The sequence below is a fragment of the Rhodoferax sp. GW821-FHT07G04 genome (assembly GCF_059418585.1).
The window spans coordinates 1676444-1690279 of sequence record NZ_JBWKQD010000002.1; the positions used below are offsets into that span (position 1 = coordinate 1676444).

Annotated in this window: 15 protein-coding genes; 10 read left to right on the forward strand and 5 right to left on the reverse strand. The window is 62.9% G+C overall.

What is annotated here, in order from left to right; all coding sequences use genetic code 11:
- Positions 1-14: 14 nt before the first annotated feature.
- Positions 15-575 carry a cytochrome b gene (locus AC07OO_RS17030; RefSeq protein WP_495083274.1) on the reverse strand — a complete coding sequence of 187 codons (561 nt, stop codon included), beginning with the start codon at positions 573-575 and terminating at the stop codon, positions 15-17.
- 171 nt (positions 576-746) lie between these two features.
- Between AC07OO_RS17030 and AC07OO_RS17035 the strand changes: the two genes are divergently transcribed.
- The 6 genes from AC07OO_RS17035 to AC07OO_RS17060 all read left to right on the forward strand — a co-directional run bounded on the left by AC07OO_RS17035 (position 747) and on the right by AC07OO_RS17060 (position 6464).
- Positions 747-1307, forward strand: a complete 561-nt coding sequence (locus AC07OO_RS17035) for a TMEM165/GDT1 family protein (RefSeq protein WP_495083275.1) — start codon at positions 747-749, stop codon at positions 1305-1307.
- Positions 1308-1457: 150 nt separating this feature from the next.
- Complete coding sequence (gene metX / locus AC07OO_RS17040; RefSeq protein ID WP_495083276.1) at positions 1458-2606, forward strand: homoserine O-succinyltransferase MetX; 1149 nt, start codon at positions 1458-1460, stop codon at positions 2604-2606.
- Entirely contained in the window at positions 2603-3190 is a 588-nt protein-coding gene (metW, locus tag AC07OO_RS17045) for a methionine biosynthesis protein MetW (protein ID WP_495083277.1), read from the forward strand. Before metX ends, metW begins: the two co-directional genes overlap by 4 nt.
- Before the next feature lie 111 nt (positions 3191-3301).
- Entirely contained in the window at positions 3302-4213 is a 912-nt protein-coding gene (locus AC07OO_RS17050; RefSeq protein WP_495083278.1) for a chromate resistance protein ChrB domain-containing protein, read from the forward strand.
- Complete coding sequence (gene chrA, locus AC07OO_RS17055; RefSeq protein WP_495083279.1) at positions 4210-5583, forward strand: chromate efflux transporter; 1374 nt, start codon at positions 4210-4212, stop codon at positions 5581-5583. Before AC07OO_RS17050 ends, chrA begins: the two co-directional genes overlap by 4 nt.
- 38 nt (positions 5584-5621) lie before the next feature.
- Positions 5622-6464: a YiiX/YebB-like N1pC/P60 family cysteine hydrolase gene (locus AC07OO_RS17060; RefSeq protein WP_495083280.1), complete on the forward strand. Its 843-nt coding sequence runs from the start codon at positions 5622-5624 to the stop codon at positions 6462-6464.
- On the opposite strand, the gene AC07OO_RS17065 is transcribed toward AC07OO_RS17060, so the two are convergent.
- The 3 genes from AC07OO_RS17065 to AC07OO_RS17075 form a co-directional block, all read right to left on the reverse strand.
- On the reverse strand, positions 6461-6928 hold the full coding sequence (locus AC07OO_RS17065) for a hypothetical protein (protein WP_495083281.1): 468 nt from the start codon (positions 6926-6928) through the stop codon (positions 6461-6463). The two genes, AC07OO_RS17060 and AC07OO_RS17065, sit on opposite strands and share 4 nt — an antisense overlap.
- Before the next feature lie 150 nt (positions 6929-7078).
- Positions 7079-7819 carry a substrate-binding periplasmic protein gene (locus tag AC07OO_RS17070; RefSeq protein WP_495083282.1) on the reverse strand — a complete coding sequence of 247 codons (741 nt, stop codon included), beginning with the start codon at positions 7817-7819 and terminating at the stop codon, positions 7079-7081.
- 26 nt (positions 7820-7845) lie between these two features.
- Positions 7846-8595 (reverse strand): substrate-binding periplasmic protein, encoded by a 750-nt coding sequence (locus AC07OO_RS17075; protein ID WP_495083283.1) that lies wholly within the window; start codon positions 8593-8595, stop codon positions 7846-7848.
- Between the two features lie 181 nt (positions 8596-8776).
- Here AC07OO_RS17075 and mtnP point away from each other — a divergent pair, with 181 nt between their 5' ends.
- Positions 8777-9661: an S-methyl-5'-thioadenosine phosphorylase gene (mtnP, locus tag AC07OO_RS17080; protein ID WP_495083284.1), complete on the forward strand. Its 885-nt coding sequence runs from the start codon at positions 8777-8779 to the stop codon at positions 9659-9661.
- Positions 9662-9866: 205 nt separating this feature from the next.
- On the forward strand, positions 9867-10445 hold the full coding sequence (locus AC07OO_RS17085) for a hypothetical protein (protein WP_495083285.1): 579 nt from the start codon (positions 9867-9869) through the stop codon (positions 10443-10445).
- An 11-nt stretch (positions 10446-10456) separates the two neighbouring features.
- On the opposite strand, the gene AC07OO_RS17090 is transcribed toward AC07OO_RS17085, so the two are convergent.
- Positions 10457-12040 (reverse strand): alkaline phosphatase D family protein, encoded by a 1584-nt coding sequence (locus AC07OO_RS17090; protein WP_495083286.1) that lies wholly within the window; start codon positions 12038-12040, stop codon positions 10457-10459.
- A 167-nt stretch (positions 12041-12207) separates the two neighbouring features.
- Between AC07OO_RS17090 and AC07OO_RS17095 the strand changes: the two genes are divergently transcribed.
- Both AC07OO_RS17095 and AC07OO_RS17100 read left to right on the forward strand, forming a co-directional pair.
- Positions 12208-12576, forward strand: coding sequence for a VOC family protein (locus AC07OO_RS17095; RefSeq protein WP_495083287.1), 369 nt, complete (start codon positions 12208-12210; stop codon positions 12574-12576).
- Positions 12577-12684: 108 nt separating this feature from the next.
- Positions 12685-13836 (forward strand): ATP-binding protein, encoded by a 1152-nt coding sequence (locus AC07OO_RS17100; protein ID WP_495083288.1) that lies wholly within the window; start codon positions 12685-12687, stop codon positions 13834-13836.

A 13836-nucleotide genomic window follows, 5' to 3' on the forward strand; every position in this document is an offset into this window, starting at 1 on the left:
AGGGTTGGTTGGGCTCAGCCCTTGCCGGGCAGCATGCGTTGCAGCAGGCCGTCCTTGTCGATGAAATGGTGTTTGAGCGCGGCGGCCACATGCAGCAGCACCAGGGCGGCCAGTGCAAAGGCGGTGTATTGGTGCCAGGGCTTGATCATCTCGGCCAAGGGCTTGCTGGCCGATACAAAGTCGGGCAACGGCAGCACGCCAAATAGCACGATAGGGAAACCTGCTGCCGAGCTATAGGCCCAGCCCACCAGCGGCACGGTGAAGAACAGCGCATACATCAGCACATGGGTGGCGTGGTAGGCCGTTACCTGCCAGCCCGGCATGCCCAGGGTTACGGACTGGGGCAGCGCCGGCGGCTTGTGCGTCAGGCGCCACAACAGGCGCACGGCGGACAGGATCAGGATCGTGATGCCGGCCCACTTGTGCCAATTGAACAGCTTGAGCCGTTGGGGCGAAAAAGGCAGGTCGGCCATGTACAGGCCCACCGAAAAAATGCCGACCAGCGCCAGCGCCAGCAGCCAGTGCAGGGCGATGGCAAAGCCGCTGTAGCGGCGGGATGCAGATGCAGTGTTCATACAAAACGTGTGCAAGGTTGGTGGGTCGGGCAGTGCCCCTGGGGCCCTGCTGCGGGAAAGTTTAAGAGGGTCACCATCGAAAAAAGTTCAAATTACTTGTCGCAATAGTTCAAAGCTTTTGAAATCTACAATCGCAACCCCAGCCCTCCTACATACGCATTCGGAACCCCTTTGGACGCATTTCTCGCATCGACCGGCATCGTCACGCTGGCGGAAATGGGTGACAAAACCCAGTTGTTGGCGCTGCTGCTGGCCACCCGCTTTCGCAAACCCTGGCCCATCGTCGCCGGTATTTTTGTAGCCACCATTGCCAACCACGCACTGGCCGGCGCCGTGGGCGCCTGGGTGACGACGGTGCTGGGCCCCGACACGCTGCGCTGGGTGCTGGGCGCATCCTTCATCGCCATGGCGGTGTGGATGCTGATACCCGACAAGGCCGATGACCTGGTCGAGGATGAGGCGCCGCGCTTCGGCGTTTTCGGCACGACAGTAGCCGTGTTCTTTTTGGCCGAGATGGGCGACAAGACGCAAATCGCCACCGTAATGCTGGCTGCCCAATACAACCCCTATTGGGTAGTGGCCGGCACCACGCTGGGCATGATGCTGGCCGACGCGCCGGTGGTGTGGCTGGGCGACAAGATCACCAAGCTGCTGCCACTGCGCGTGGTCCACATAGTCTCGGCCCTGATCTTCGCGGCCTTGGGCGTGGCCGCGCTGTGGCCCCGAGCCTGACTTTCGTTATACTGACCCCCAGCGCCAATTTGCTCCAGCTTGCGGGCGCTTAATAAATGCAGCTAAAGACGGACCGAGACACCACCCCACCCGGCCTTGTTTTTTAGCATCGCCGGGTTTTGTTTTGTTGGGGTTGGTTTTGTCTCTTGTATGCCCTTGATCGCGACACCACAGTCACAGCACTTTGCCGACGCGTTGCCCTTGCAAAGCGGCGCGTCGCTGCGCGACTACTCCCTCAGCTATGAAACCTATGGCACGCTGAATGCCGCGCGCAGCAATGCGGTGCTGATCTGCCACGCACTGAACGCCTCGCACCACGTGGCCGGCAGTTACGAAGGCCAGGCCAACTCCGAGGGCTGGTGGGACAACATGATCGGCCCCGGCAAGCCGGTGGACACGGATCGCTTCTTCGTCATCGGCGTCAACAACATCGGCTCCTGCTTTGGCTCCACCGGGCCCATGCATGCCAACCCAGATGCGCCCGCCCAGGTCTATGGCGCCAACTTCCCCGTTGTCACAGTGGAAGACTGGGTCAATGCCCAGGCCCGCCTGCTGGATGTGCTGGGCATCCGCACGCTGGCCGCCGTCATGGGTGGCTCGCTGGGCGGCATGCAGGCGCTGTCCTGGACGCTGCAGTACCCGGACCGCGTGCGCCACGCCGTGGTCGTGGCCAGCGCGCCCAACCTCACGGCCGAGAACATCGCCTTCAACGAAGTGGCGCGCCGTGCCATCGTCACCGACCCCGACTTCCACGGCGGTCACTTCTACGAACACGGCACCGTGCCCAAGCGCGGCCTGCGCATTGCCCGCATGATCGGCCACATCACGTATCTGAGCGATGACGTGATGAACGAAAAGTTTGGGCGCCATTTGCGCGAGGCGGTGCTGGACAGCGCCAGTGGCTACAAATATTCGACGCAAGACATCGAGTTCCAGATCGAAAGCTACTTGCGCTACCAGGGCGACAAGTTCGCTGAATACTTCGACGCCAACACCTACCTGTTGATCACCCGCGCCTTGGACTACTTCGACCCTGCCAGCGCCCACGGCGGCGACCTGAGCAAGGCGTTGGCCCAAGCCACCTGCAAATTCCTGCTGGTCAGCTTCACAACCGACTGGCGCTTCAGCCCCAAGCGCAGCCGCGAGATCGTCAAGGCCCTGCTCGACAACCAGCGCGACGTCAGCTACGCCGAGATCGACGCACCCCATGGGCACGATGCCTTTTTGCTCGATGACCCTCGGTATATGGGTGTGGTGCGCTCCTACTTCGATAGCATTGCCAAGGGAGCAGCAGCATGACGGACAAGAACACCATGGAGGCATTGGCGCAGTTGGTGCCGCAGGGCTCGCGCGTGCTCGACCTGGGCTGCGGCGACGGCGCCATGCTGGCCCACCTGCAGCAGACCCGCGGCTGCACCGGCTACGGCGTGGAGATTGATGACGCCAATGTGTTGGCCTGTGTGCAGCGCGGTGTCAATGTCATCCAGTTGAACCTGGACGAGGGCCTGGCGATGTTCGACGACGCCTCGTTTGACGTGGTGCTGCAGATCGACACGCTGCAGCACCTGCGCAATGCCGAGGTCATGTTGCGCGAGACTGTGCGCGTAGGCCGCGTGGGCATCGTCGCCTTCCCCAATTTTGCCCACTGGCCCAACCGCCTGAGCGTGCTCAAGGGTCGTATGCCGGTCACCAAGCGCCTGCCCTACCAGTGGTATGACACGCCCAACATCCGCGTCGGCACCCATGCCGACTTGGCCCTGCTGGCCGCGCGCAATGGCCTGCAGGTGCAGGACAGCTTTGGCCTGCAAGACGGCCGCACTGTGCGTTTGCTGCCCAATTTGCGGGCCGGTACCTCCGTCTATAAGCTGGCACAGCCGCGCTGATCCGGCTGTGCTACAGTGCGCCCATCGGGGGAGCAGCACCCCGGTGTCGGGCCCCTCAGGGCCCCAAGATGGTGTCCCATCCAATTGCTGGTAATGCAAAAGGAGTAATCCGTGGACACCCGAAATCCGTCTATTCTTTCCGTCTCCCCTCCCGCTTCCGTTTCCCCCCAGGGCTTTAACGCAGGTCTCGGCCGTGCCGACGCGCCGCTGGTGCTGGATGTGCGCCGCCAGGCGCGCTTTGACGAGAGCCCGCGCCTGCTGGCGGGCGCACAACGCTGCGCACCCGAGGATGTTGCCGCTTTTGCCGCGTCCCGTCCGCCGGGTGATGTGCGGGTCTATTGCGTCTATGGCCACAACGTCAGCGAAGAGGCCGCGGCCACCTTGCAAGCCGCCGGTTGGCATGCCCAGCCGATTGCCGGTGGCATAGAGGGCGGCCAGGACGGCGAGGACGATGCCCAGGCGATCGCCGAATGGCGCGCCCGGCCAGCGCTCACGTTTGCCAAGCGCCCCGATTGGGGTGTAACCGGTGAGCAAGCTTCGCGCTGGATCACGCGCGAGCGGCCCAAGATCGACCGCATTGCCTGCCCTTGGCTGGTACGCCGCTTCATCGATGCACGGGCCGAATTTTTCTACGTGCCAACGGCCCAGGTCTTGGAGCAGGCCCAAGCGCTGAATGCCGTGGCATACGACATTCCCGGCGCACCGGTGTCGCATGTCGGCCCTCTGTGCAGCTTTGATGCCCTGCTGCAGGGCTTTGACCTGCACGATGCGGCGCTGGACCTGCTGGCCACCATCGTGCGCGGTGCCGATACCGACCGCCTGGACCTGGCGCCGCAGTCGGCCGGGCTGCTGGCGTTCTCCCTGGGCCTGTCGCGCCTGCATGCGGCCGACGACCATGCCATGCTGCAAGCCGCCATGCCGCTGTACGACGCGCTCTACGCATGGTGCCGCGACCGGGTGGCCGCGCAGGACGAGACCCACAATTGGAAACCCCAAACAACAACGGCAGGAGTTGCAGCGTGAGTGACCAGCAGACCCAAGTTTCATTCGCCCAGGCCTTTCGCTTCTGGCTACGCTTGGGCTTCATCAGCTTTGGTGGCCCGGCCGGGCAGATTGCCATCATGCACCGCGAGCTGGTGGAGCAAAAGCGCTGGATTTCTGAATCGCGCTTTCTGCATGCGCTGAACTACTGCATGCTGCTGCCCGGCCCTGAGGCGCAGCAGTTGGCCACGTATATCGGCTGGCTGATGCACCGCACCTGGGGCGGCATCGTCGCGGGGGCCTTGTTTGTACTGCCTTCGCTGTTTGTGCTGATTGGTCTGAGCTGGGTGTACGTGGCCTTTGGCAACGTGCCCTGGGTGGCCGGCCTGCTGTACGGCATCAAGCCAGCGGTTGCGGCCATCGTGCTGCAGGCGGTGCACCGCATCGGTAGCAAGACTTTGAAAAACCCCACGGTAGCCCCCGTGTTGTGGCTCATTGCTGCTAGTAGTTTTATAGCAATCTACGTGTTTGATGTGCCGTTCCCGTGGATTGTGCTGACAGCTGCCCTGGTCGGCTGGCTGGGTTCGCACTGGGCACCCAAGCAGTTCTCGGGCGCTGGCGGCCATGGCGCTGCCAAGGCCCACGCACAGGAGGCTGCAGGGGCGCAATGGGTGATTGGTGACCACACCCCCACGCCGGCCCATGCACACTTCAAGCCCAGCCGCCTGGCCATGGTCTTGTTGGTCGGTGCCGCGCTGTGGTTGCTGCCCATGGGCGCGCTGGTGCTGGCGCAGGGCTGGGACGCGGCCCTGGCGCAGATGGCCTGGTTCTTCACCAAGGCCGCGCTGCTGACCTTTGGCGGCGCCTATGCGGTACTGCCCTATGTCTACCAGGGCGCGGTGGAGCACTTTGGCTGGCTCAGCGGCACGCAGATGATCGACGGCCTGGCACTGGGCGAGACCACACCGGGGCCGCTGATCATGGTGGTGGCTTTTGTCGGTTTTGTTGGAGGCTGGACCAAGGCCGTGCTGGGGCCGGACGCGCTGTTCCTGGGCGCGGCGCTGGCGGCCACGGTGGTGACCTGGTTCACCTTTTTACCGCCCTTCGTGTTCATCCTGGCCGGCGGGCCGCTGGTGGAGTCCACCCACGGCAAGCTGCAGTTCACGGCGCCGCTGACTGCCATCACGGCGGCGGTGGTGGGGGTGATCAGCAGTCTCGCTCTGTTTTTTATAGCACATATCGCAATCAAATCGGGGGCTGGCGGCTCGTTGCTTCAAAGGCTGGATGTTGTGGCGCTGCTCATCACCGGGCTGGCGGCGCTGGCGCTGCTGCGCTACAAGCTGGGTGTGATTCCGGTCATTGCCGCCTGTGCCTTGGCGGGCCTGGTCGCCCGGCTGCTGGGTGGGGTCTGACCCAGCCACTACACTGCGGGCTCACAGGAGGAAGCCCCATGCCACAGACGCCTTTTTTTCATGCCGGCCGCTGGGTCCGCGCGTTGCGCGCCGCCGGCCTGGGTGCGGTGGTGGCCCTGCTGGGCGCCTGCGCTACCGGTATAGGCACCGACCCGGCCTCGGGTGCGCCGGCCCTGCAGGTGCAGAACCGCCTGCTGCTGACCCCGGCCAACGGTGGACGCAGCATCAGCAGTGCGGCGCTGCAGCCGGGTGACATCATCCTGTCCTCTACGAATGGCGTCACCTCGCTGGGCATACGCTTGCTGACACTGTCGCCGGTCAGCCATGCGGCGCTGTACCTGGGAGACGACCAGATTGCCGAGGCCGTGGGCTCTGGCATACGCACCCGCGCCGTGACGGAGTTCATCGACGGTGAATCCACGGTGGTGGCCTTCCGCCACCCCGGTGTGCGGGCCGAGCATGCCGACAGCATGCGCAGCTTTGCGCAATCGCAGGCGGGCAAGAAGTACAACGTGATGGGGGTGGTGCTGCAGGCGCCGTTCACGCTGCAGCGCCAGTATTGCGAGTTGCCGCTGGTGCCCGGCCTGGTGCGCGACGCCTGCATACGCGGCCTGGCCGCCATCCAGTTGGGTGTGGCGCGCAATGACCGCTTCTTCTGCTCCCAGTTCGTGCTGGCGGCCTACCAGCAGGCCCATCTGCCGCTCACCAGCGCCGACCCGCTGCTGGTGAGCCCGGCCGACCTGCTGCACATGCGCGAGGGCGATGTGCCCTCGGTGCGCATCGAGCAGGCCTTGCACTATGTAGGGCACCTGAAGGCCGGCCCTGCGGCTACGGATACCGAACGGGCCGAGCAGTTGGCCAGTGCGACCCCCACGCCCTAGTGGCCTATGTGCATCGCAAAGCGCGCGCCGTTGGACAGCGTGCAGCTGCCGGTGCCCAGCGTGGCTGAGTTCATCGTGTATTCGCAGTTGATGTAACTGCCCCGGTTGCCCGCACCGTTGGCCAGGCCGTCGCGGGAGGAGCCGGGCTTGCGGGTGGACTCCCCGACAAACGACTCACCATTGATCGTGCTGTTGAAGCTGCCGCGGCCATTCAGGTCGCTGGTGACGATGGCGTTGACCATGCCATAGCTGGTCGCCAGGTCGTTGGCCGGGTACAGCCGAGCGGCGAAGGTCACGGGCGTGACGACCACGGGCACCGGTGTGACGGCTGCGGGGTAGGTTGTGGGGTATTGGCTGACCGGAACCACGTAACAGCCCGTCAGCGCGGCCGCACTGGCGGCTACAGTCAGAGCCAGCGCAACACGGCGGCGTTGCGCAAACACGCGGGATCGATTCCATTGCATACATTTCCTTGAGGCCCAAGCACATGCTTGTGCGCCCATCTTTGGGCGGCGCGGCCACCAAGGCATCGGATAACCGCACGGGTACTGCGCCGCTGTATCGGCGGTAGCGTTTGGCAATACCCGCCAAAGGGAAGCGTCGAGCAGGCCGCCCTACTCGGTCTTCAGCCCAAACTTGTCCAGAATGGTCTTGACCTCACCGCTCTTCTTCATGGCTTCCAGCGTCTTGTTGAAATCGGCCAGCAGGGCGGCATCCACACTCTTCTTGGAGAAGGCGGTGGTGAAGCCCTGGGCGTCGCCGTTCAGTACCAGCTCCAGGTCCAGCTTGACCTTCTTGGCTTCAAACTCCAGCACTGCGTCGCCGCCCATGATGGCGCCCTTGTCGCCATAGCGGTTGCCCTGCAGCTTTTTGATCAGGGTTTCGTTGTTGACCTCTTCGACCAAGGTTATGGTCTTGACCTGCTTCTGGTGTTCGGCGGCCAGCTTGTAGCTGGTCGATCCACGCACGGCCCCCACTGTCCAACCGTCCAACTCTTTCACGCTGGACACCTTCTTGGTCTTGCCCTTGGCGCCGAAATAGGCCAGGTTGGACACCACGATGGTGGGCGAGAAATTGGAATACTTGGCCCGGTCGTCGTTGGGTATCAGGCTCATCACGCCGTCCACACTGCCGTCCTCCAGCATCTGCACGGCGCGGGCCAGCGGCATGATGCTGAACTTGCAGTTGTGCTTGAGCTTGTCGCAGGCCTTCTTGATGACCTCCATCATGCCGCCCTTGACCTCGCCCCCCTCGTTCCAATTGAACGGCGGGTACTCCTGACCGACAAAGGTCAAATCCTTGGCTACGGCAGGCGTTGCGGCCAGCAGGGCCAGGCAAAGGGCAGCGTACTTCATGGTGTTGTCTCCTGTGGTTGTTGTGCTTACTTGAGGTACTTGACGCGGATCTTTTCAAACGTGCCTTCTTTTTTGATCTCCGCCAATGCGGCGCGGCATTTGCGCACCAGCTCGTCCGACGTCTGCTTGCTGAATGCCATGTACAGCCCGGCCGACAGGGCATCCAGTTTGAAGACCTTGACCACGCTGGCCGGGTCCAGGCCCTCGCGTTTGTACAGGGCCACCAGGGCCAGTTCGTCGATGGGGAACATGTCAATGCGCTGCGTGGCCAGTTTCTTGGCATTGGCGCTGTCTTCTATGACCAGGTCCAGCGGCACCTGGGCCTTCTCCAGGTACTGGGCGCGCACATCGTCGCGCACCGCGCCGATCTTGAAGTGCTTGATGCCTTCGACATCACTGACCTTGATCTCGGGGCGGCTCTTGAGCCGGTACAGGTACACGTCATAGGGCGCAATGACGTCCACCCACTTGAACAGCGTCTCGCGCTTTTCATTGCGGCCTATGGAGTAGATCAGCACATTGGGCGCGTCCTGCGCCAACTGGTAGGCCCGGGCCCAGGGGTAGATGTCGAGCTTGTAGGCCAGCTTGGTGCGCTTCAGCACCTCTTCCACCACCTCGGTGGCCATGCCGGAAATCTTCTTGCTGTGCCCGTCCAGGTAGTTGTAGGGCGGATATTCCTCGGTCACCACGGTCAGCGTCTGACCCCAGGCACCAGCCACTGCCAGAGACGACAGCACAAACAATCCTATGAGCCTGATCGTGGGTAAGAAGTGCATCGCCCGCTCCTGGTGGAGGTTTCATGCTACTCCCGGCCCAGGAATTTGTACAGAAAAAGGCGCGCCCAAGGCCCTTCGCTTGTACTGCCAAGGCTTGTGCAGCAGAATGGCTCCATGGCCCCGCTGGCTGCACAGCAGCAGCCGTGGGAAACTGCTATCGCACTTCCTGGAGGTGACGCGCATGAGCCAGCCCCTGGTCGGCATCATCGGTGGCAGCGGCCTCTACCAGATGGAGGGGCTGCAAGACGCCGAAGAGCACCGCTTGCACACGCCGTTTGGCGCGCCGTCCGACGTGGTCGTCACCGGGCGCATGCATGGGGCCGGCGTTGCCTTCCTGGCCCGCCACGGGCGCGGCCATGAGTTCTTGCCCAGCGAGGTGCCCTACCGCGCCAACATCTACGCCCTCAAGCAGCTGGGTGCCCGCTATGTGCTGTCGATTTCGGCCGTGGGTTCGCTGTGCGATGCATTCAAGCCGCTGGATATGGTGCTGCCTGACCAGTTCATCGATATGACCAAGCACCGCGAGAGCAGCTTCTTCGGCCACGGTGCGGTGGCCCATGTGTCCATGGCGCAACCGGTCTGCGCCGAGGTCTCGGCCATCCTGGCGCGCGCCGTGCGCCGGGTGCTGGATACGCAGAGCGCATCAACCCGCGGCGCCATCGCGCTGCACCAGGGCGCGACCTATGTGTGCATGGAGGGGCCGCAGTTCTCCACCCAGGCTGAATCGCGGTGGTACCGCGGCATGGGTGCCGACATCATCGGCATGACCAGCATGCCCGAGGCCAAGCTGGCGCGCGAGGCCCAAATGGCCTATGCCTTGCTGGCCATGGTCACCGACTACGATTGCTGGCACCCCGTCGAGGCCCATGTGACGGCCGACACCGTACAGGCCAAGCTGCAACACAATGCCGACCGCGCGCAGCGCGTAGTGACCGAGGCGATCCGCCTGCTGGGTGCCGAGCAGCCGGTCAGCCCAGCCCACAGCGCCCTGCGGCAGGCGCTGGTGACCCCGTTGACCAGCATGGCGCCCCAGGTGCGCCAACGGTTGGCGGTGTTGTTCGAATGATGCTGTCCCGGATGTTGCGGCCACATGTCGTAAGCAAAATGGGGCGCTAGCCCTCGTCGGTTATGTGTGTATCGCTATCTATTTTGTAGTGACACGCAAAAACCTGAATGCTTGGCATTCGGAGCTATCTGGTCCTGCCGCAGCCTTTATCATCGCTAGGGTTCACTCAGAAGCATCCAAGTCATCGGCATAGGGAGGGGGATCCATGATCATCTGGTGGAGAGGCAAAGGCCTGTGGATTTTGTTTCTCGCGCTCGCTCCGGCTGCTACCGCGGGTTCGGCTGGTGGTACTGCGACGGCTGCGGCATTGGCGGCGTCCGCCGTTCTGATTTTTTTGGCGCGGGACTTCCTGGGTCCCGAGACCTCGCTCTTCTCCATCTCCCCGCGGGTGTGGTCGGCGCTGCTACTGGGCTTTGCGCTGCTGGCCCAGTTCGGTCCTGCCAGGGCGCCGGGCAAGGGTGGGAGCAACCTGAAAAGGACCGTCGCCGACTTGCAGGCATCCATGCCACGCATGCTGAGCGACAAGATTCGGGTTGATCGCGTCGAGGACGGTGGTGGCAATGTGTTGCGCTACTCCGGCACGTCCTTGGTTCCTTTTACGGACGTTTCCAAGCAGAAGGCCGCGTTTGAGCAACAGGTGCGCAAGAGCTACTGTGAAGATCCCAAGAAACTCTGGCGGTCCCAGGTCAGTATTGCGTTCTCGCTGCGCGTTCCGCCGGAATCATTCAATGACAAGGTTGCAACCTATTCTGTGGAGGTGCAACCCCAGGAGTGCCAAGCTTAGCCTGCGAACGCTCAGCCCCGGTGCGGTGCCAGTGTCTTGGTGTAGAGCGCCGCGCCGGCGATGTCCTTGAGCGTCACCGTCATCGCCCGGGCCTTGGCGTCGATATCCACCTGGCCGAAGAACTGCATGCCATTGGTGGGCGGTGCGTTCACTTCGTTGGGGGCCTTCTGGTACACCACCTGCATGCCAAAGGTGGCATCCACCTTGTTGGGGCCAAAACCGCCGGCATTCAGCGGGCCGGATACGAACTCCCAGAACGGTGCGAAATCGCTGAATTTCGCCTTGTTGGGGTCAAAGTAATGCGCCGCGGTGTAGTGCACATCGGCGGTTAGCCACACCACATTGTGGATGCCGGCCTTTTTGATGCCTTGCAGCAGCCGGGCGATTTCGATCTCGCGGCCCAGCGGCGCGCCGTCGTCGCCGTTGGCAATGGCTTCCCATTTGTCGCGGCCTTGGGCGTCCTTGCCGTCACCCACGTGCAGGCTGATGGGCATGTCGGCGGCAATCACCTTCCACGTGGCCTTGGAGCGCTTCAGGCCGTCCAGCAGCCAGGCGATTTGTGGCCGACCCATGAAGGCGCTCTCGTCGGTCTCGGTGGTCTGCAAGTTGTGGCTGTTGGGGCCACGGTAGCTGCGCATGTCCAGCACGAACAGGTCCAACAGCGGGCCCTGGGGCAAGTAGCGGTAGACGCGTTGGTTCTCCACATCGGCCGCCGTGCGGCGCAGCGGCGCGTACTCCATGAAGGCCTTGCTGGCCCGTGCGGTCAACAGCGGGATGTTCTTCTCGGTGTAGCGCTTGTCGTCGCTGAGGTCTTTGGAATCGGACCAGTTGTTGCAGACCTCGTGGTCGTCCCACTGCCAGATCTGCGGCACCTCGGCGGCCATGCGGCGCACATTGGCATCCATCAGGTTGTAGCGGTAGCGGCCGCGGAATTCGTTCAGGCTCTCGGCCACCTTGCTGACCTCTTCGGTGACGACGTTGTTCCAGAGCGTGCCATCGGCCAGCTTGACCTGGGCCGTGATCGGGCCGTCGGCATAGATGGTGTCTCCGCTGTGCAAAAAGAAGTCCGGTCGCACTTGGCGCATCTGCTCATAAATCTTCATGCCACCCCAGGCCTCGTTGATGCCCCAGCCTTGGCCCGCAGTGTCACCACTCCACACGAAACGCACATCGCGCGGTGGGGCTTTGCCGAGAATGGCTGGCAGACGCAGGTGGCCGGGCAGTGCCTCGGACAGCACGCGCTCGTTGTGCAGGTCTTGCAGCACCACACGGTAAAAAATCTCCTGCCCTGCGGGCAGGCCGGTCAGGTCCAGACGGCCGGTGTAGTCGCTGTCCTCCAGCAGGTAGGGGCCGCGCACGCGGGTGGCATTGGCCATGCTGGCGGTGGTGGACCAATCCAGCCACAGGCGCGCCGGGCGGTCGCTGCGGGTCCAGATGATGGCGCCATCGGCCTGCGGGTCGCCGCTTTGTATGCCGTGCGCCATCTGCGGGCGCATCGCATCCGGGGTGATCAGCGGTGTAGCGGCCAATGCAGCGGTGCCGCTGCTGCCCAGCAGGCTGGCGGTGGTGGCGTTGAGAAACTTGCGACGGTCCATGGGTGAGGCTCTAGGGTGGTGGGTTAAATGCAGATGTGGTCTGGATTTTTGAAAATGCAGATGTCAGCGGCGTGACGTGGTCTGCCAGAATCCTGCTGGGCGATTGGTAAAGTGCCTTCAGAGAACAAGCCAAACAACGTGTGAACCATCCATCCAGGGAGGATGCCATGCCCAATCTTCGCGTGACAGAAATCAAGGCCTTCGTGCCGGCCAAAGACTTCGAAATCTCCAAGCAGTTCTACAAAGACCTGGGATTCACCATGGCCTCAGAGGGCGGCGGTGTCGCCTACTTCCACTTTGGTCACGTCAGCTTTTTGTTGCAAGACTTTTGTGCAGAGTCGCTGGCCGAGAACTTCATGATGCACATCCTGGTAGAAGACGTGGAGGCTTGGCACCAGCATGCTGTAGCCAGCGGGGTTGCGTCCAAATACGGCGTCAAACTCACCGACCTGGAAGAGCAGCCGTGGCGGATGAAAGACTTTTGTCTGTTCGATCCTTCCGGGGTTTTGTGGCGGATTGGGCAGAACACCCAATGAACGGGTTTGCTGAGATGAGACTGCGCCCGTGCCCCGATCAAGGCTTGTTGTTTGCTGCGTAAAACGTAGCAATTGCTGTTTTTATAGCAATGAATGACAATCCCAACTATGAAGACCTTTGACGACATCGCCATCCGCCGTCCGGCGCTGGCGGATTCCTATATCGCGCTGCTCAAGGCCCAGCCTGGGCGACCTATTGCGCTGTTCGCGCCGCGGCGCGTGGGCAAGACCTATTTTCTGGATGGCGACCTGGCACCCGCTGCAGAGCGCGCCGGCTTGTTGCCGGTCTATGCCGACCTGTGGCTCAACCGCGCCTCGCCGCTGGACGCCATCAACCACGCGTTGGAAGAGGCGCTGGATGATGCCAAGGTGCCGACCTCGTCTGCCTCCAAGCTCGCCAAGACGGCGGTCAAGAAGATTGGTGCTCTGGGCGCCAGTATCGAACTGGGCGACGAACCGGCACGCCGCACCCTGCCCGACAAGCCGGAGCTGCGCATGGACGCGCTGATCACCCGCCTGGCCAGCGCGTCGGGCAAACAAATCCTGCTGATGCTGGACGAGATCCAGGTGCTGGGCCAATCCACGTCCGGTGAGGCGGCTGTGGCCGCAGTGCGCGCCGTGCTGCAAAAACACAAAAAGAAGGTCTACGCTGTCTTCACCGGCTCATCGCAAGAGGAACTGGGCGAGATGATGATGGCCGCCGGCGGCCCCATGTACCAATTCGCGCAGTTGCTGACCTTTCCGTTTCTGGACACCGATTACCTGCAGCAGTTGGCCAAACACTTCAGCCATGTACACCCCAACAAGAGCCTGGACATCGCGGCCTTGCAAGGCCTGTTCGAACACATTGGCTACAAGCCGGCGTTGATGAAGGACCTGGTGAAAGAGATGTCAGCCGAGGGCATCACCAATGTGGACCAGGCCCTGACCCGCTTCATGACCGATGACCGCAACGTGCCCGCCTGGCAGGGCGTGCTGGCCAATCTGCAGCCGTTGGAGCAGGCCTTGCTGGTGGTGCTGGCCCACGGCCTGGCACCCATGGGCAAGGACAGCCTGCAAGCGCTGGCCCGCATCACCGGCAAGGCGGCCACGCTGGCCAAGGTGCGCGTGGCGCTGGACCGCATGCGCAAGGCCGGCATTTTGTCCAAGCCACCCAGTGTGGGCTACATGATCGAGGACCGGTTGTTCAAGGACTTTGTGGTCAAGGCCTATGTGGGCAAGTACCTGGGGGATGGTCGCTTAAAGGCCCTGCCCGGATAA